The organism is Variovorax defluvii (assembly GCF_039541515.1).
Taxonomy (GTDB): Bacteria; Pseudomonadota; Gammaproteobacteria; order Burkholderiales; family Burkholderiaceae_C; genus Variovorax; species Variovorax defluvii.
Map to the genome: position 1 here is coordinate 44,872 of NZ_BAABGJ010000007.1, position 18,292 is coordinate 63,163.

Consider the following 18,292-nt stretch of genomic DNA (forward strand, 5'->3'; position numbering starts at 1 on the left):
TTCCAGAATGAGCCGCATCGCCGAGATCGCCGCCGCATTGGCCGGCTACGACCCCCAGGCCCTCGGCGTGGGCGCCGTGCAAGCCTTCCTCGCCCGCCTCGCCGCACCGGCCGCCGTCACCGAGAACGAGCGCATCCCGCTGCGCGAGGCGCTGGGCCGCGTGCTGGCCGAGGACATCGTCTCGCCCGTGAGCGTGCCGCCGCACGACAACTCGGCCATGGACGGCTTCGCCTTCGATGGCGCCCTCCTGCCTGCGGACGCTGCCAGCGACGCTTCGGTGACGCTGCGCGTGGCCGGCACCGCGCTGGCCGGTGCGGCCTGGCGCGGCACGCTCGGCCCGTGCGACGCGGTCAAGATCATGACCGGCGCCGTCATGCCCGCCGGCCTGGACACGGTGGTCCCGCAGGAGTTCTGCTTCGTCGAAGGCGACCAGGTGCGCTTCCCGGCCAAGGCCCTTCGGCGCGGCGACAACCGGCGCCTCTGCGGCGAGGACCTGATGCAGGGCCAGCCGGCCCTGCTGCGCGGCGAGCGCCTCAGCCCGGCCGCACTCGGCATGGTGGCCAGCCTGGGCCTGCCGGCGGTGCCGGTGCTGCGGCGTCTGCGCGTGGCCTACTTCTCCACCGGCGACGAGATCCTGAGCCTCGGCGATGCGCCGCGCGAAGGCGCGGTCTACGACAGCAACCGCTACACCGTGTTCGGCCTGGTGAATCGCCTGGGCTGCGAGCTGATCGACCTGGGCCTGGTGCGCGACGACCCCGATACCCTCGCCGAGACCCTGCGCCGTGCCGCCGGCGAGGCCGATGCCATCATCACCAGCGGCGGCGTCAGCGTCGGCGAGGCCGACCACACGCGCGCCGTCATGCAGCAGTTGGGCGACATGGCCTTCTGGCGGGTCGCGATGCGGCCCGGCAGGCCGATGGCGGTGGGCCTGATTCCCAAGCCGGAGCAGGCGCAACGCCCGGCGGTGCTCTTCGGCCTGCCCGGCAATCCGGTGGCGGTGATGGTGACCTTCCTGGCCTTCGTGCGCCCGGCGCTTCTGCGCATGATGGGCTGCCACGAGCGCGGCTGTGCCCCGCCGCCCCTGCTGCGCGCCCGCAGTGTGTCGGCCATCCGCAAGAAGCCCGGCCGCACCGAATACCAGCGCGGCCGCGTCGAGCCGGTGCCCGGGGCGGAGCCCGCGGTGCGCATCGCCGGCAACCAGGGCTCCGGCGTGCTCAGCTCGATGGTCGAGGCCAACGGCCTGGTCGTGCTGCACCACGAGCAGGGCCATGTCGCGGCGGGCGACATGGTGGACGTGATGATGTTCGAGGGTGTGATCTAGTCTAGGATCGCAGCCCCACCGGCGCAGGAGACGCGCATGCTCGCCGCCCGAATCGAATTGATGCAGCAGATGCCGATCTTCGGCGCCATCGACGCCGCGGCCATCGAGTTCCTGCTCGAGCCCGCGCCGGTGGTCGAGGTCGCCGCCGGCGACTTTTTCTGCCGCGAAGGCGACATGGCCGACTGCATGTACGTGCTCGAGCGCGGCAGCGTGACCATCATGAAGAGCTGGGAAGACCGGCAACTGCTGCTGCGCCGGCTGGGCAAGGGCGATTGCTTCGGCGAGATGGCGCTGCTGGACCTGTTCCCGCGCAGCGCTTCGATCCGCGCCGACGAGGATTGCAGCGCGATCCGCATCACGCCCGACAACCTGCTGCGCCTCTTCGAGCACGACCCCGCCCAGTTCGCGCTGATCCAGATGAACATCGGCCGGGAGATCAGCCGGCGCCTGCGCGTCACCGACGACAAGCTGTTCCGCGCCCGCATGGGCGAGGCGCTGGAGGCGCCGGAAGCGCTCATGTCGCGGCCCGCCCCGCTATAGGCATCAGCCCTTGTCGCGCGGCCGCTCCTCGTCGTCCAACTTCCCGCGCCACGCTCACCTATACACTGCGCCGGATGCACCGCCAGCGCCGCCTGTGCACCCTGTGCTTTCTGACCCTCCCCTGCCTGGCCCTGCTCCTGGCCGCACTGCCCTTGCCCTCGCTCGCACAGGACGCCGGCCTGCGCGTCGGCTCCAAGCGCTTCACCGAGTCCTACATCCTGGCCGAGGTGCTCGCCCAGACCGCCGCGCCCCACCTGCCCTCCCCGCCTCAATTGCGGCAGGGCCTGGGCAACACCGCGATCGTCTACGAGGCCCTGCGCTCGGGCGGCATCGACCTCTACGCCGAGTACACCGGCACGGTGGCGCTGGAGATCCTCAAGAGCCCGCAGCCCATGACGCGGCAAGCCATGGCCGCCGCGCTCGCGCCGCTGGGCCTGGGCATCGCCATCCCGCTGGGCTTCAACGACGGCTACGCCCTCGCCATGCGCGCGGCCGATGCCGACCGGCTCGGCGTGCGCAGCCTGAGCGACCTGGCGCGGCACCCCGATCTGCGCCTGGGCCTGTCCAACGAGTTCATCGGCCGCGCCGACGGCTGGCAGGGCCTGGCCGCGCGATACGGTTTCGCGCAGAAGCCCACCGGCCTCGACCACGGCCTGGCCTACGACGCCATCGCCGCGAAGCAGGTCGACGTGATCGACATCTACACCACCGATGCCAAGATCGAGCACCTGGGTTTGCGCGTGCTGGAAGACGACCGCGCCTACTTCCCGCGCTACGACGCCGTGGTGCTGCACCGCCTGGACCTGCCCACGCGCGCGCCGCAGGCCTGGGCCGCGCTGCAGAAGCTCGAGGGCCGCATCGACGAGCGGGCCATGATCGCCATGAACGCGCGTGCCGAACTGCAGGGCGTGGCCTTCGACGTGATCGCGCGCGACTTCCTGGCCAGGCACCCCGGCGCCGGCGCGCAGGCTGCCGGCAGCGGCGATGGCGCGCGCGGCTTCGCCGCCAAGCTCTTCGGGCCCGACCTCGGACGCCTCACGCGGCAACATCTGATGCTGGTGGCGATCTCGGTCGGGCTGGCGATCGTGATCGCCGTGCCGCTCGGCATTCTGGTGTTTCCGCACCTGCGGCTGCGCGCCGTGGTGCTCGGCTTCGCCGGCCTGCTGCAGACCATCCCCTCGCTGGCGCTGCTGGCCGTGCTGATCTCGCTGATCGGGGCCATCGGCACCCTGCCCGCGCTGATCGCGCTCACGCTTTATGCGCTGCTGCCCATCATGCGCAACACCGTGACCGGCCTGGCCGAGGTGCCTGCCGGGCTGCGGCAGGCCGGCACGGCACTGGGCATGACCAGCGGGCAAAGCCTGCGCCTCGTGCTGCTGCCGCTGGCGCTGCCGACGCTGCTGGCGGGCGTGCGCACGGCCGCCACCATCGCGGTCGGGACAGCGACCATCGCGGCCTTCATCGGGGCGGGCGGGTACGGGGAACGCATCGTGACCGGCCTGGCCTTGAACGATCGCGAGCTGCTCGTGGCGGGCGCTTTGCCGGCGGCGGTGCTGGCCTTGCTGAGCGAGGCATTGTTCGAGGCGATCGAGTACTGGATGCGGCGAACCCGCTCGGCCTGATCCCTGCGCTGCCGCCTTCGCACCGCCATCGTGCGCCTCGCACCAGAACAAGGGTAAGTCCCCATCTCCTGGCTCCATGCCCCGGGCCCGGCTGGCACTTGGGACGGCCGGACGAAGGGTGCACAGTCCGATTCGATTCACCTACAGGAGAACCGACATGTGCTTGCCCCGGCGTTTCAATCTCTCGTGCGCGGCCCTGGCCGCCACCCTGGCTTTCGGTGGCGCCGCCCAGGCCCAGACCAAGGAGCTGACCTTCGCCCACCAGGACATGCTGGTGCCCCTGCGCCTCGTGATGGAGTCGGGCGAGGTCGAGAAGGCCACCGGCTACAAAATCAACTGGCGCATGTTCTCGGGCGGCGGCGACGTGATCCGCGCCATGGCCTCGGGCGACGTGCAGATGGGCGAGACCGGCTCCAGCCCGCTGACCGCCGCGGCCAGCCAGGGCCAGGACATCAAGCTCTTCTGGATCTCGGCCGACATCGCCGACGCCGAGGCGCTGATCGCGCGCAACGCCTCCGGCATCACCGGCATCAAGGACCTGAAGGGCAAGAAAGTCGCCACGCCCTTTGTCTCCACCGCCCACTACCAGCTCATGGCCGGGCTCAAGATGGAGGGGGTCGACGCGAAGTCGGTCAACGTGATGAACATGCGCCCGCCCGAGATCGCGGCCGCCTGGGAGCGCGGCGACATCGACGCCACCTTCATCTGGGACCCGGTGCTCTCGAAGATCAAGTCCACCGGAAAGACCATCGCCACCTCCGGCAGCATCGGCAAGCGCGGCGCCCCCACCTTCGAGGGCATCGTGGTGAATGCCAAGTGGGCCGCCGCCAACGAGCCCTTCATGATCGCCTTCGTGAAGGCGCTCAACCGCGCCAACGAGGAGTACAAGGCCACGGGCAAGAGCTGGACGCCCGACTCGCCCCAGACCAAGGCCATGGCCAAGTGGACCAAGGCCGACCCGAAGGACGTGGGTCCCGCGATGTCGCTGTACAGCTTCCCCTCCTACGCCGAGCAACTCTCCCCCACCTGGCTGGGCGGCGGCGCGGCCAAGGCGATGGCCAACACGGCCGCGTTCCTCAAGGAGCAGGGGCGTGTGCAGGAGGTCAAGCCCGACTACAGCGGCTTCGTGACCACGACCTACGTCGAAAAAGCGATGGCGGCCAAGTAGGCAAGAACGTCAAGGACTGGCCATGCCCACGCTCGACATTCGCGACCTCACGGTCAACTACGCCGTCAAGGGCGGCACGCTGCAGGCGCTGGCCCCCGTCAACCTGCAGATGCACGACGGCGACTTCGTGGTCGCGCTCGGCGCCTCCGGTTGCGGCAAGACCACGCTGCTGAACTGCATCGCCGGCTTCTTGCCGCCTTCGACCGGCGAGATCCTGCTGGACGGGCAGCCCGTGGCCGGCCCCGGCGCCGACCGCGGCGTGGTGTTCCAGAAGCATGCCCTCATGCCCTGGCTCAACGTGCGCGACAACGTCGCGCTGGGCCTGCGCCTCGGCGGCATGGCCAAGGCCGAGCGCGACCGCATCGCGGTCGAGAAGCTGGCCCTGGTCGGCCTGGAAAAGTACGCCGACCGCGCGGTCTACGAACTCTCCGGTGGCATGCAGCAGCGGGTGGGCATCGCCCGCGCGCTGGCCAGCGACCCGGCCGTCCTGCTCATGGACGAGCCCATGGGCGCGCTCGATGCCTTCACCCGCGAGCAGGTGCAGGAGATCCTGCTGAAGGCCTGGTCCAAGTCGAACAAGATGGTGTTCTTCATCACCCACTCGGTGGAGGAAGCGCTGTTCCTCGCGACGCGGCTGATCGTGATGAGCCCCAGCCCGGGCCGCATCTCGCACATCTACGACCACGTGCCCTTCTCGCGCCAGTACCTGTCGCACGGCGATTCGCGCAAGGTGAAGTCGGAGCCCGAGTTCATCCGCATGCGTGAAGAAGTCCTGCAGATCATTCATCATCGGGAGCCCGCCCATGCCTGAGGCCAGCATTGCCGCCCCTGTCGCCATGACGAAAGTCAGCCCACCGGCCGCCACCACCGCCGCCCACGCGGCGGCGTCCGGCGCCAAGCTCAAGACCAGCGCCTTCAAGGTGCCGGGCGCGGGCTCGAGCGCGACCATCAGCGTGGTCACCGTGATCGTCCTCGTGGCGCTGTGGTTCATCGTCACCAACATGGGCTGGGTCAAGCCGCTGTTCCTGCCCTCGCCGCAGGCGGTGATGCAACAGTTCTACGAGTACCTCACCGGCCAGGCCAACGACAAGCCGCTGTGGCAGCACTTCCTGGCCAGCATGTTCCGGGTGTTCTCGGCTTTCGCGCTGGCCTGCGTGACGGCGATCCCGATCGGCATCGCGATGGGCATGAGCCGGGTGGCACGCGGCATCTTCGACCCGCCGCTGGAGTTCTACCGCCCGCTGCCGCCGCTGGCCTACCTGCCGCTGATCATCATCTGGTTCGGCATCGACGAGCTGCCCAAGGTGCTGCTGATCTTCTTGTCCTGCTTCGCGCCGCTGGCCCTGGCCGCGCGCTCGGGCATGCGCAGTGCGTCGCAGGAGCAGATCAACGCGGCCTACTCGATGGGCGCGAGCTACATGCAGGTCATCCGCCACGTGATCCTGCCTTCGGCGCTGCCCGACATCCTGGTGGGCATGCGCATCGCCATCGGCTTCGGCTGGACCACGCTGGTCGCGGCGGAGATGGTCGCGGCCAACATGGGCCTGGGGCAGATGGTGCTCAATGCGTCGAACTTTCTGCGCACGGACATCGTGATCATGGGGATCGTGGTGATCGGGGTGGTGGCCTATCTGTTCGATCTGCTGATGCGGTGGATGGAGCGAAGGCTGGTGCCTTGGAAGGGGCGCATGTAGACGCGACGTGGACAGACAGCAAAGGGGCCGATGGCCCCTTTTTGTTTGGGGCCGGGTGGTCAAGTCACTCAGACACGCAGCGCCAATTCTGATGAATTGTCGCGAGGGGTGAATCGGAGCGCGCTTGATATTGATGTTCAAGCTTCGCATTGCTATCGTCGCGGGCCTGAAGGACGGTGCGGTCGACTCTCCGCGCGATCGTCCGCAAAGCAATCAACCAGAGAAAAAGATCAGGGAGATCTTGATGAGTCTTTCCTTGCGCGCATCCGCGCGCGCCTTGCGGAGCCTGAACCAGGCTCTTCGCCGCACCGATGCTCCTCGTGTCGGCTGCTTTCTTCAAGCCATCTTTCCTCCACGCAGCTTCGCGCGCTATCGCGCAAGGCTCAGGCCAACGGCTGTCGCGCCTCACCAGCGACGGAAGGTGTCGTACCAAGCCTGTTTGCCGAAAGAGTTCTGAGTCCAACTCAGGGAGCATGAAATGACGGATGAAACTTCAACCTGGCTCAAGTACGCCAGCCTGCAGTTGGCGGCAGATTCGCTATGCCTGTTCAACGACCTGCCAGCAACGAGTGATCAAGTAGCGGAGCATGTGGGGCCGCCCGATCCCGATACCAGCCAGTCCATGATCAACAAGGCGCGGATGCACGATAGCCCGGCACTGCTCGATGCGTTGGTGAAAGGCGAGCTGCACGGCATTGGGATGTTCTACTGCACAAGCGTCGCCAACAAGATCCCGGGGCATCATCTTGCAGCGAATGACGAAGCCATTGGTTCGGGGCCTTGCATATGAGGAAGAGGATGCATGTGCATGTGCGGGGACAGTCCCCATCGACGGCCCATCTGGCCACTGCCTTCAACCTGCTGGGGCGCGACGAACTCCCCGTCAATGGCACCCCAACTCCCATCAGCCCCACTTACACCTTCAACGGTGCTGGCGTCGGTGATCTGCTGAACGGCAAGCGCTTGAGGCAGGTGTTGGACAACGAAGGCTCGGCGCCACCTGGACCACCCGTTTCCAGTTGGACCCCGCCCGCCATGGCCGCGACTTCATCGACGGCGGCGAAGGAGATGACCAGATCGTCGGGGGCGGACAAGCGGACGAAATCTTCTACGGCGATGACGACCAGGGCGCGGCCCTGGCCCGCGAGAACCACGATAACGATTTGCTTGACGGAAGCGCCGGCAACATGGATCGCAGATGCCGCTCACGGGTTGGAAGCTTGAATAGCAAACGCCGAGCGCGCGCACGTCTCGGGAGTCAAATCAATGCTTGAGCTTGGCGCCGGCGCGGACATCCTGCGCAGTCTTGGTTGGCTCTATGTCGGGCTGATTGCTTTTCTTCTCATTGCGGCCTTGTGGCTACTCACGCGTTGGTGGCAGAAGCTCATGGGAGTGATCATTGTCCTATTGGTCTTCACAGGACCGGCATATCTAAGACACCAGGAACGCAGCCAGATCGTCGATGAGCGCAAGGCCAAATACGAGGCGGCCAAAGCGCTGTTCGATGAACGTTGCAAGACGGCAGGGCCAAAAATTTACAGAACAGTGGAGAACGTTGAGGGCGTGCTGCTGCTCAGCTTGCGACCTGACGACAAAGCGGTCAATCGGGCCAATCCGAACTGGCCAGATGCTGGACTGCCCGACGAGGCGGGTGGTGACGCATACATCAGGTCTTTCCTCTCCCGGGAGCATCACCAGGATAAGAGAAATCTAAGGGGCTACCTGAGCTATGCCCCTTCTGACTTACCTGGCTATAGATATGTTGACGTGCTGAATGAGGATGGTTCGATCAACAGATACACGCTAAGTGACGCCGGCAATCCTGACATTGAAACCGAAAAAAAGGGAGATTGAAGAATGACTACCGAAGTTGCGACGTACTTGAAATACGCTAACCTGCAGATGGCGGCTGAAGCGTTCATCGTGCCGAAAACCTCGGCTCCTGGTAGCAAAGCCGGTGGCCTTCTTGAGGCGTTGATATTGATGCAGGGCAATGAACGCTCCAGCAAATTTGCCCCAGTTCAGGCCGAAGAGTTTGCTCGGGACTGGACCGTCGTAGAACACATCAGCAACACAACGACGGGCTTCTACCGCTTCGCCCGCGGCTGGGGCCGGGACGTCATCCATCACGACGACGTGAGCGCCGCTCGGTCCGACGCGGTCGAATTCGATGTGGGCGTCGCGCCCGGCGACATCGTCGTGACCCGCTCGATCAATGACCTGATCCTCAGCCTGTGGGGCAGCACCGACACGATCACCTTGAGCTCCTGTCTCGATGGAGACCGCAGCGCGAGTTACCCGATCGACCACATACGTTTCGCCGACGGCACCCGCTGGGACCTTGCCGCCGTCAAGGCCATGTTCACCCGGAGCACCGAAGGCAGCGACACGCTCCGGGGCTACAGCACGGACGATGTTCTTTGGGGCGGCGCGGGGGACGACATCCTGTACGGCTACGCGGGGAACGACACCCTGGATGGCGGCGCCGGCGATGACACGCTCTACGGCGGCGACGACAGGACCTTGTACTCGGGCAGCGACGACGACCGCTTGCAGGGGGGCGATGGCAAGGACACGCTGTACGGAAACTTCGGCAACGACAGCCTGCAGGGAGGCAAGGGCAACGACATCCTGTATGGGGGCAAGGGCAACGACGACCTGCAGGGCAACGATGGAAACGACACGCTGCGCGGTGGGGAGGGGGCGGACATTCTCGACGGTGGAAGCGGCGAGGACTGGTTGTACGGTGGCGTGGGCGATGACATCTTTGTCCTGCGGCGCGGCAGCGGCCCGGATGTCATCCAGGAGTTCGTTGCGGAAGGTACCGACACCATCAGCGTTGACAGCGACATCGCCCTTGAACAGTTGTGGTTCCGCCAGCTCAACGGCACGCTTGAAGTCGGCATCGTCGGCTCGGACGACAGATTCGTCATCAACTCGAACCTGGTCTATGAGAACCTCAACGTCGAAGAGTTTCGCACGAGCGACGGCAGGACACTGGCCTCGTCCAATGTCAACAACCTGGTGCAGGCCATGGCGCGGTTCTCGCCGCCGGCCGCCGGGCAAAGCGCCTTGCCGCCCGACACTCTCGCGGCCCTGGCGCCAATTCTTGCCATGAACTGGACGGCTGGTGATGCCGACAACGTCCTCGATGGCACGACGGGCAACGATATCTTCAACGGCGGCAAGGGCAACGACACCGTCCATGGCGGTGCCGGCGACGATCTCCTCATCGGCGGCGCAGACAACGATCTCTATACCTTCGGCGTGGGCGACGGCCGCGACAGCATCGACGAATACGGGGGACCCGGCGGCGGTGTGGACACAGTGTCCTTCGGTGCCGATGTATCGCCCGCCAGCGTGACCGTCATGGGCCGGGATCGCGATCTCGTGCTGACGTACAGCGCTCACGACACTGTCACCCTCCAAAACGCATTTGCAGCGCAAGTCATCGAGCAGGTGCGCTTTGCCGACGGGACCGTCTGGAATGCCGCGCAACTCGCTGCCCTGGCAGCGGCAAGCTCGAACCAGACCATGCGCGGCACGACGGGCAATGACACCCTGAGCGGCACCGCTGCCAAAGACATCCTGGAAGGCCTGGCCGGCAACGACACCCTCGACGGCCGCGCCGGCGCCGACGTCATGATGGGCGGCCCGGGGGACGACGCCTACTATGTCGACAACAGCGCCGACGTGGTGATGGAATCGGCAGGCGAAGGCACGGACATCGTGCGCACCAGCATCACTTACGTGCTCCCTGCCGAGGTCGAAAACCTCCTGCTCAACACGCCCGATGCGATCGACGGCACCGGCAACGCGCTGGACAACACGCTGTACGCCGGTGCGGGCAACAACGTGTTCGATGGCCGCGGCGGCGCCGACAGCCTGCCCCCGGCACCGATGTGGCCATCGATGGTGGCGTCCGGCGATCAGGCCGGCCTGGTGGCAGCCAACATGGGGGCCTGGATCTGAAGACGCTGTGAACAAACCCGCGGCGCCGCTGCGGATTCCCCTCCGCATGGCTCGTGCAAGAATCGTCGCCTTTCCCCTCAACGAATCCGACGACGTGAAATACCAGAGCGCGCATGACTTCCTGGCCCAGGTGGCCGTTCGCAACCCCGACCAGCCCGAATACCTGCAGGCGGTCGGCGAAGTGATGGAAAGCCTCTGGCCGTTCATCGGCAAGCATCCGAAATACGCCGAGCACGGGCTGCTCGACCGGCTGGTGGAGCCCGAGCGCCTGATCCAGTTTCGCGTGAGCTGGGTCGACGACCGGGGCGAGGTGCACGTCAACCGGGGCTACCGCATCCAGCACAGCTCGGCGATCGGGCCGTACAAGGGCGGCTTGCGCTTCCATCCTTCGGTCAACGCATCCATCCTCAAGTTCCTGGCCTTCGAGCAAACCTTCAAGAATGCGTTGACCACCCTGCCCATGGGCGGTGGCAAGGGCGGCTCCGATTTCGATCCCAAGGGCAAGAGCCCGGGCGAGGTGATGCGCTTCTGCCAGGCGTTCATCAGCGAGCTGTTCCGGCACATCGGCGGCGACACGGACGTGCCGGCGGGCGACATCGGCGTGGGCGCGCGCGAGGTCGGGTACATGACCGGCATGATGAAGAAGCTGTCCAACCGCTCCGACTGCGTGTTCACGGGCAAGGGCCTCTCCTTCGGCGGCTCGCTGATCCGCCCCGAGGCGACAGGCTACGGCACGGTCTACTTCGCCGAGGAAATGCTCAAGCGGGTGGGCCGCTCCTTCGAGGGCCTGCGCGTGAGCGTCTCCGGCTCGGGCAATGTGGCGCAGTACGCGGTGGAAAAGGCGATGGCGCTCGGCGCCAAGGTCGTCACGGTGTCCGACTCGAGCGGCACGGTCGTCGACGAGGACGGTTTCACGCCCGCCAAGCTGGCCGAACTGGCGGAGGTGAAGAACCACCTTTACGGCCGAGTGAGCGAGTACGCCCAGCGCACGAAGACCAACTTCGTCGCCGGCGCGAAGCCCTGGGGCGTCAAGGTCGACATCGCGTTGCCCTGCGCCACGCAGAACGAGCTGGACGAGCAGGACGCCCGCACGCTCGTGGCCAACGGCGTGATCTGCGTGGCGGAGGGCGCCAACATGCCCTCCACGCTCGGCGCAGTGCAGGTGTTCGAGCAAGCCGGCGTGCTGTACGCGCCCGGCAAGGCCAGCAACGCCGGCGGCGTGGCCACCTCGGGACTGGAGATGAGCCAGAACGCCATGCGCCTGTCCTGGCCGCGCGAAGAGGTCGATGCGCGCTTGCTGGACATCATGCGCGGCATCCATCGCGCCTGCGTGCACCATGGCCAGCGCGAGGACGGCTCCGTCAGCTACGTGGATGGGGCCAACGTCGCCGGTTTCGTGAAGGTGGCCGACGCCATGCTGGCACAGGGCGTGATCTGACACCCTGGGGCCGCGGCCCCGCGTTCAGGCGGCCGCCGGCGTGCGGCTCGGTATGCCCAGGCCCCGCGCCACCGCGGGGCGCGCGACGAAGGCCTCCAGCGCGCGCCGCACGTGCGGGAAGGCCTCGAACTCCACCAGCTCCGCCGCCTCGTAGAAGCCCACCAGGTTGCGCACCCAGGGGAAGGTGGCGATGTCGGCGATGGTGTAGTCGTCGCCCATGATCCAGTCGCGGCCCGCCAGCCGCATCTCCAGCACGTGCAGCAGGCGCCGGGACTCGGCCACGTAGCGGTCGCGCGGGCGCTTGTCGTCGTAATGCCTGCCGGCGAATTTATGGAAGAAGCCGACCTGGCCGAACATGGGCCCGATGCCGCCCATCTGGAACATCAGCCACTGCAGGGTCTCGTAGCGGGCGGCCGGGTCGGCAGGCATCAACCGCCCGGTCTTGTCGGCCAGGTAGACCAGGATCGCGCCCGATTCGAACAGGGCCAGCGGCTTGCCGCCGGGACCGTTCGGGTCGAGGATCGCCGGGATCTTGTTGTTGGGGTTGAGCGAGAGGAACTCGGGCGACATCTGGTCGTGGGTCTCGAAGCTGACCAGGTGCGGCTCGTAGGGAAGCCCGGTCTCCTCCAGCATGATCGAAGCCTTGACGCCATTGGGCGTGGGCAGCGAATACAGCTGCAGGCGGTCCGGATGCGCGGCGGGCCACTTCTTCGTAATGGCATAGGCAGACAGGTCGGTCATGAGGGCCTCTTCTCTTGGTTGTGACGCTGAAGCGCGGATTCTGCCTGCGAAGCGGACCGGCATCCTCGCTTCAGGTCAAGAGCCCGCGGCCTGGCGCCTCAGGGCCTCCCGGTCTGCAGTTCGACGTGGCTGCGCCCATGCCAGCGCACGCGCATGGGCCGCTTCGCATCGGCGATGGTCTCCATGTTCACCGCCTTGCCGCTGCCGTAGTTGATCTGCCGATCCGGCCGCTTCACGATGCCGATCACCAGCACGATGCGGCTGCCCGCCGCCAGCTTGCGCGCGGTCGCGCGCTCGGCGGTGAAGGGCAGCAATTGGCGCACGCCGGCCTGCAGAAGCCGGCGGCGCACGCGGTGGCCGGCATAGCTGGCGCGGAACTCGTAGGGCTCGAAGAGCAGCAGGTGGTCCCCGCTCGCCGTCTGTTCGTACATCGAAACGCTGAGGTCCACGTCCTGCCGCGAGGGCGTGATGTCGAACACGCCGCGCAGGATGCCGTCGACCTCGGTGTCCTGGCTCAGCGGATCGCTGACGAAGCGGATGCTGTTGCGCATCGGCAGCTGCCTGCTGCGCAGCGCGGCCGGCCCCGGGGTGCGATCGTCGCGTCGGTCGGCCAGATCGACCGACAGGCGTGCGCTGCCGCGGCCTTCGGCCTGCGAGGCCGACAGGCCATAGGCGCCGTTTCGCTCGTGCGGGTCGAGGTACAGGCGCAGCCGGGTCCGATCCGGCGCATCCAGGGAGGACACGTGGCGCCACTCGTCGGCCCCCATCACCTGGTAGTTGACCGGGGCCTGCAACAGCGCAGGCTTCGTCGCGCCACGCAGGACGTGGTCGAGCCAGCGATAGCGCAGCGCGGGCAGGTCGACGCGCGCGACGGGGTCGATCGTGCCGCCGCGCAGTTGGGTGGCGGTGCCGTGCCGGATCGTGCTCGCGTCGTAAGGGCCGAGCAGCAGCGTCGAATCGGCCTCCGGCCGGTGGCGCCGATGCTCCTGGTGGAAATACAGCGCACCGGCCTCGGCGCCGTAGTAGCCCGCGATGCCGAGCACGGGGATGTCGATCTGCGCGAACTGCTTCGGGCTCGGCAGAAACTTGCGCCAGTAGCGATCGTGGCTGGGGTGCGCGAGCCAGTTGCGCAGCACGCGGTTGCGCCTGCCCAGCAGCACACGATCGATCTCCCTGTAGGGGCGGCGGCCGTGGTACCAGCGCTCGTCGAGCGCCTGCCAGCGAGCGTCGGCGGCGGCGTCGGCGGCGGCATCGCCTTCGGCCCGCACGGTCCCGGCCATCGCATGCTCCTGCACCCAGCGGACCATGCTGTTGCGGTAGATCTGCCCCGCCATCGGGAAGTCGATGCCGGGCGCCATCGGCGCGACGGTGGCGATGGCCTTGAGGGGAGCCGGCCTCCTGAGCGCGGCGGCCCAGGCGGCGAAGCCGGAGTAGCCGTCGCCGAGCATGGCGACGCGGCCGTCGCTCCACGGCTGGCGGGCGATCCACTCGATGACGGCCGCGGCGTCTTCCCCATCGCGCATGAAGGGCCGCACCATGCCCCTGCCGTCCGGTGTGCGTCCCCGTACGTAGGCCGTGACTCCGACGTAGCCGTGGACGGCGCTCTGGTGCGCGTCGTCCTCGGCGGGATCGAGCGTGAAGCGCAGCAACGCCGGCAGCGGGCCCGTGGCGCGGCCCGGCCGTACCACGCTCGCATGGATGACGGCGCCCCGCACGCGGATGCGGATGCCGGTCTGCGCCACGTAGCGAACGTGGTTCTCCGCCGCCACCAGCTCGGGCAGCAGCACGCTGTAGGCGCGGCGCGAGTCGTAGGCGAGCCAGGCGCGCACGAGTTCGATGGCCTCGGCCTGCGGCACGCTGCCCCGGGCGCGCCAGCGGTCGAACTCGCGCTGCACCGGCTCCTTCAAAGAGGCCGGCGGAATCTGCAGCCGCGCCATGACGGCCGCGGCCTGCATGTTGTCCAGCGGCGCCAACAGCTCCTGGAAGGCGCGCGCGAAGGCGTTCGGAAAGCCCATGCGCTCGTTCGCCTCGATGGCGCGCGCGTTCGCATAGATGCCGTCGACGAATGCCCGCACCACCGGCCCGTTGAAGGGCTTGCCCTGGTTGCGGGCGCGCAGCGACTTGTTGCTTTCGTTGGCGGCGCGGTAGGTGCCGCTCACGATCTGCAGGGCCGTCAGGTTGGCGAGGAACGACTCGGCTTCGGTGTCGCGGTAGACCGGCACGATGCGCTGCGCCAGGTCGCGCATCAGCTCCGGGGCGGCGGCATCGTCCGGGTCGGCCGGCGGCTTGAAGCCGAAGTTCTGGGCCCAGGCCCCCCCGGGCAGGACCAGCACGAGCATCAGCAGCAGCATCCACTGCGGCAGCATCCGGCGCGCGCGGTGTGCGAGAAGGCTCATGGTTCGAAGTCCTCCTCGGGGCCGGGGTCGGGCTCGGGCTCCACCTCCGGCACCTTGACCAGGCGCACCACCTGCGTGAACACGCGGTCGTGCGCTTCGCCCGCCGAGCCGATGTGGACGATGCCGGTGCCCGCGAGCCGGCCGTTCAGGAGCTCGATGATGAGCGTCAGCGTGTCGTCGTCGAAGGCGCCGAAGGCTTCGTCCATCACCAGCCAGGGCGGCGTCTGCAACACGACGCGGGCGAAGCCCAGCCGCAGCTGCTCATCCATGCTGAGCTCGCGTTCCCAGCGGCCGGTCTTGTCCAGCAGGGGTTCCAGCCGCTGGAGGCCGACGCTGGCCAGTGCGTCCACCATGGCCTCCCGCGGGTAGCGCGCGGGCTCCATCGCGTAGGTCAGCGCTTCGGCCAGCGTGCCGCGCGGCAGGTACGGCGTGCCGCGCGGCATGAAGTGGATCGTCTCGCCGCGCGGCCGCCGCACGGTGCCCGAGCCCCAGGGCCACAGGCCCGCGAGGGCGCGGAACAACAGCGTCTTTTCGGCGCCCGGCCCGCCGAGAATCAGCAGGCGCTGGCCGGGCTGCACGACGACGTGGGGTGTGTCCAGGCGATCGTGGCCGGTCCAGGCGCGCACCTCGAGCGCTTCGAGCTCGAGCGTGCCGCCTTCGCTCTCCGTGTAAGCGATGCGGCTGCCGCTCTGGCGTGCCTCCAGGTCGGTGGACAGGACCTGGCGCAGCCCGGCCACGCGCAGCAGCGTGGCGCGCCAGTCGGCGATGGCGCTGAAGTTGTCGACGAACCAGCGCAGCGAGGACTGCGCCTGCGTGAAGGCGGCGGCCGCCATCATCAGGCCGCCGAAGGACACCTTGCCGGAGAAGTACAGCGGCGCGGCCACCAGGATGGGCGCGATGACGGTGACCCAGCCGAAGCCCGCCGTGACCCAGGTCAGGTTGGTCAGGCCGAGCACGACGCGCGCCGTGGCACGCAGCACCTCGCCGAGGTGGAGGGCGACGCGGCGCTTCTCGTCGGCCTCGCCGCCGGCCAGGGAGATGCCGTCCAGATGCTCGTTGATGCGGGTCAGCGAAAAGCGCATTTCGCCCTCGCGCGCGTAGCGCTCGGCGTTGCGCGTGATCAGGCCCTTGCCGACCCAGTAGGTCATGAGCGAACCCGCGATCGCGTAGAGGATCGCGGCCCACAGCATGAAGCCCGGCACCGGATGGTCCTGGCCGCCGTAGAAGAAGCTGAAGTCCTTCGACAGCACCCACAGCACCCCCGCGAAGCTGCCGAACAGCATCGCCGCCTGCAGCAGCCCCACGCCGAGGGCGACCGACAGGTCGCACAGCTTCAGCGTGTCGTCGTGCATGCGCTGGTCCGGGTGCGCCCCCATGGGGCCGCTGCCCTGCAGCCAGAAGGCCCGGCGTGGCTGCAGCCACAGGCCCACCAGGTCGGTCACCAGCGCTTCGCGCAACTTGTACTGCAGGGTCTCCGTAAGCCAGCGCTGAACCACGTTCAGCACCAGCAGCACACCCGCGATCACCGCGAAGATGACGAGCTGGTCGATGAAGTCCTCCAGGTCGCGCCGCGAGATCGCGTCGTAGAAGGGCTTGTTCCAGCTGTTGAGTTCGATCTGCCCGTAGGCCGTGAGCCCGACCACGACGACGATGCCGGCCGCCAGGGCGAGCAGCGTCTTGCCGACGGCCGACCTGCGCAAGGCGCCCAGCAGCACGCCGACCTGGCGGACCACACCGGTCTTCAGCGCCGGCTCGGCAAGACTCACCGCCGATGCGTCCATCAACCCCGCGGCGCCGGGGCCTCGGCCGCGAGGCGGCGTGCCCGGACACTCGAAATGAAGGCGGCGTAGCTCCAGGCCAGGTGCCTGGCCGACGTCTGCGCGCCGCTGTGCTGGTCGAACTGCTCGGACAGTGCGCCGTCGGCCGGCGTGTAGGCGCGCACGGTGGCGAGGTAGGCATCGCCGCGCTCGAACCAGGTGCGTGCCGCGTCGCCGCCCAGCGCCGCGGCGCGGAAGCAGAACTCGGCGGCGCCCAGCGTCGAGAAGTAGTAGGCGCCGCCGGAGCAGTACACGTCGCCGGGGTAGCGGCCCATCGCCGGGCCGCGGTTCGCGGGCCGGCCGTGGTTGATCGCATAGGCCGCATCGAACAAGGCTTCGAGCCGGGCGAGCGTCGCGTGCATGCGGGGGTCGGCCACGCCATGCCTCGGTGCGGCACCGGCGCTGTGAATGGCCGACAGGATCACGGCGATGTCCAGCGCCTTCGGGCTGGGCTGGTCGTCGGCCAGCACGCGGGAGCGGTAGTAGCCTTTCGGCGCGCCGGCGGCGTCGGTGCCTTCATCGACCCAGTAGCCGTCGAGCAGCTCGAGCACGGCCTGCGATGCCTCGCGGCACTGCTGCGCCTGCACCGCATCGCCCAGGCCCTGCAGCCAAGCCGCGCCTTCGGCCAGCGCGGCGGCCGACACGCGCAGCGTGTAGTAGTGATGGCCGCTTTCCTCTTCCCAGATGTCGTAGGAGGGCTCGCGCCAGTGGCTCAGTGTGAACGCCAGGTCGAAGCGGATCAGCGAGGCGGCCTCTTCCCGCAGCGACGCGTCGAGCGCGCCGGTGGCCATCCAGCGCAGCAATGCCAGCGCGCGCAGCGGCGGCCCGTCGTGCTGGGGCCGCGCCCACCGCAGGATGTCGAGCGTGCCGTCGGGGTTCACCCGAGTCTCGGCCACGACGGCGTCGCCATGGGCGCGCGCCAGGTCGTGGTCCTCGCGCAGGTACTGGAGGAGTTCGGGAGCCACGCGCTCCCTGCGCCCGGGCAGCGCGGCATCGACGCGGCCGTCGAGGCGGTTCAGATCCAGGCTGAAACGGGTGAAGTCGCGCAGGCGCTGCAGGGCGTCGTCGCCGATGCGGCCGTCGGCGTGAAGGAGCCGCAGCGCGTCGATGACGACGGCGGAGTCGCGGAACCAGTGGAAGAAGTAGTCCGGGTCCGGGTCGTAGCTGCCCAGCACCGGCGAGGCGACGATGGACCCGGCGACCGGTCGCACCGTCTGGCCGAAGCCGTCGCGATGCTTGACGATCGCGAGCGGCGAGATGCTGGACAGCATGCCGTCTGCCGAATGGCGCAGCTGCGCTTCGAGCCAGGGCTCGAACGATGGGTCTTGCAGGCTGGTCGCGATGAATGTCATTGGAGCGTGGGGGGAAGAGCGAAGGTGAGGGGCTCGTCTTGCTTCCTCTCCCTCTGGGGTGCGCTGGGGGGGAGGGCACTGGGCCTTTGTTTTGGCGTTGTTGTTGTTGCTTGGACTTGGCGTTCGGGGCTTTGTTTTGGCCTTGCTTGTTGTTTGGCGCAGGAGCCGGGAATTCGCCCCGGCGGGCGAGTTACTTTCTTTGTCTCGCCAAAGAAAGTAACCAAAGAAAGG

At 67.9% G+C, this 18,292-nt stretch carries 16 protein-coding genes; 10 read left to right on the forward strand and 6 right to left on the reverse strand.

Annotation, left to right across the window (positions count from 1 at the left end; translation table 11 throughout):
* Positions 1-7 precede the first annotated feature (7 nt).
* The 6 genes from moeA to ABEA07_RS03790 all read left to right on the forward strand — a co-directional run bounded on the left by moeA (position 8) and on the right by ABEA07_RS03790 (position 6,345).
* Complete coding sequence (moeA, locus tag ABEA07_RS03765) at positions 8-1,321, forward strand: molybdopterin molybdotransferase MoeA (protein WP_345535975.1); 1,314 nt, start codon at positions 8-10, stop codon at positions 1,319-1,321.
* A 36-nt stretch (positions 1,322-1,357) separates the two neighbouring features.
* Positions 1,358-1,861, forward strand: a complete 504-nt coding sequence (locus ABEA07_RS03770) for a Crp/Fnr family transcriptional regulator (RefSeq protein ID WP_345535976.1) — start codon at positions 1,358-1,360, stop codon at positions 1,859-1,861.
* A 74-nt stretch (positions 1,862-1,935) separates the two neighbouring features.
* Positions 1,936-3,483 carry an ABC transporter permease/substrate-binding protein gene (locus ABEA07_RS03775; RefSeq protein ID WP_345535978.1) on the forward strand — a complete coding sequence of 516 codons (1,548 nt, stop codon included), beginning with the start codon at positions 1,936-1,938 and terminating at the stop codon, positions 3,481-3,483.
* A 157-nt stretch (positions 3,484-3,640) separates the two neighbouring features.
* A complete protein-coding gene (gene tauA, locus ABEA07_RS03780; protein ID WP_345535979.1) occupies positions 3,641-4,651 on the forward strand; it encodes a taurine ABC transporter substrate-binding protein in 1,011 nt (336 codons plus the stop codon).
* A 22-nt stretch (positions 4,652-4,673) separates the two neighbouring features.
* Positions 4,674-5,462: a taurine ABC transporter ATP-binding protein gene (locus tag ABEA07_RS03785; RefSeq protein WP_345535980.1), complete on the forward strand. Its 789-nt coding sequence runs from the start codon at positions 4,674-4,676 to the stop codon at positions 5,460-5,462.
* Positions 5,455-6,345 carry an ABC transporter permease subunit gene (locus tag ABEA07_RS03790; protein ID WP_345535981.1) on the forward strand — a complete coding sequence of 297 codons (891 nt, stop codon included), beginning with the start codon at positions 5,455-5,457 and terminating at the stop codon, positions 6,343-6,345. The genes ABEA07_RS03785 and ABEA07_RS03790 overlap by 8 nt, the downstream gene beginning before the upstream one ends.
* A 64-nt stretch (positions 6,346-6,409) precedes the next feature.
* Here ABEA07_RS03790 and ABEA07_RS03795 read toward each other — a convergent pair whose 3' ends face one another.
* Positions 6,410-6,685, reverse strand: a complete 276-nt coding sequence (locus tag ABEA07_RS03795) for a hypothetical protein (protein WP_345535982.1) — start codon at positions 6,683-6,685, stop codon at positions 6,410-6,412.
* A 138-nt stretch (positions 6,686-6,823) separates the two neighbouring features.
* Between ABEA07_RS03795 and ABEA07_RS03800 the strand changes: the two genes are divergently transcribed.
* Positions 6,824-7,135 carry a hypothetical protein gene (locus ABEA07_RS03800; RefSeq protein WP_345535984.1) on the forward strand — a complete coding sequence of 104 codons (312 nt, stop codon included), beginning with the start codon at positions 6,824-6,826 and terminating at the stop codon, positions 7,133-7,135.
* 124 nt (positions 7,136-7,259) lie between these two features.
* Here the strand turns inward: ABEA07_RS03800 and ABEA07_RS03805 are convergent, their stop codons facing one another.
* Positions 7,260-7,499 (reverse strand): hypothetical protein, encoded by a 240-nt coding sequence (locus tag ABEA07_RS03805; protein WP_345535986.1) that lies wholly within the window; start codon positions 7,497-7,499, stop codon positions 7,260-7,262.
* Positions 7,500-7,611: 112 nt separating this feature from the next.
* Between ABEA07_RS03805 and ABEA07_RS03810 the strand changes: the two genes are divergently transcribed.
* The 3 genes from ABEA07_RS03810 (at position 7,612) to gdhA (ending at position 11,755) form a co-directional block, all read left to right on the forward strand.
* On the forward strand, positions 7,612-8,199 hold the full coding sequence (locus tag ABEA07_RS03810) for a hypothetical protein (RefSeq protein WP_345535988.1): 588 nt from the start codon (positions 7,612-7,614) through the stop codon (positions 8,197-8,199).
* A 3-nt stretch (positions 8,200-8,202) separates the two neighbouring features.
* Positions 8,203-10,317 carry a calcium-binding protein gene (locus ABEA07_RS03815; protein ID WP_345535989.1) on the forward strand — a complete coding sequence of 705 codons (2,115 nt, stop codon included), beginning with the start codon at positions 8,203-8,205 and terminating at the stop codon, positions 10,315-10,317.
* Between the two features lie 94 nt (positions 10,318-10,411).
* Positions 10,412-11,755 (forward strand): NADP-specific glutamate dehydrogenase, encoded by a 1,344-nt coding sequence (gene gdhA, locus ABEA07_RS03820; RefSeq protein WP_345535998.1) that lies wholly within the window; start codon positions 10,412-10,414, stop codon positions 11,753-11,755.
* 24 nt (positions 11,756-11,779) lie between these two features.
* Here the strand turns inward: gdhA and ABEA07_RS03825 are convergent, their stop codons facing one another.
* The 4 genes from ABEA07_RS03825 to ABEA07_RS03840 form a co-directional block, all read right to left on the reverse strand.
* Positions 11,780-12,496, reverse strand: a complete 717-nt coding sequence (locus ABEA07_RS03825) for a glutathione binding-like protein (RefSeq protein WP_345535990.1) — start codon at positions 12,494-12,496, stop codon at positions 11,780-11,782.
* 98 nt (positions 12,497-12,594) lie between these two features.
* On the reverse strand, positions 12,595-14,892 hold the full coding sequence (locus ABEA07_RS03830; RefSeq protein ID WP_345535992.1) for a CocE/NonD family hydrolase: 2,298 nt from the start codon (positions 14,890-14,892) through the stop codon (positions 12,595-12,597).
* Entirely contained in the window at positions 14,889-16,673 is a 1,785-nt protein-coding gene (locus ABEA07_RS03835) for an ABC transporter ATP-binding protein/permease (RefSeq protein WP_345535993.1), read from the reverse strand. The genes ABEA07_RS03830 and ABEA07_RS03835 overlap by 4 nt, the downstream gene beginning before the upstream one ends.
* Complete coding sequence (locus ABEA07_RS03840) at positions 16,673-18,061, reverse strand: glycoside hydrolase family 15 protein (RefSeq protein WP_345535994.1); 1,389 nt, start codon at positions 18,059-18,061, stop codon at positions 16,673-16,675. The genes ABEA07_RS03835 and ABEA07_RS03840 overlap by 1 nt, the downstream gene beginning before the upstream one ends.
* Positions 18,062-18,292: the final 231 nt, after the last annotated feature.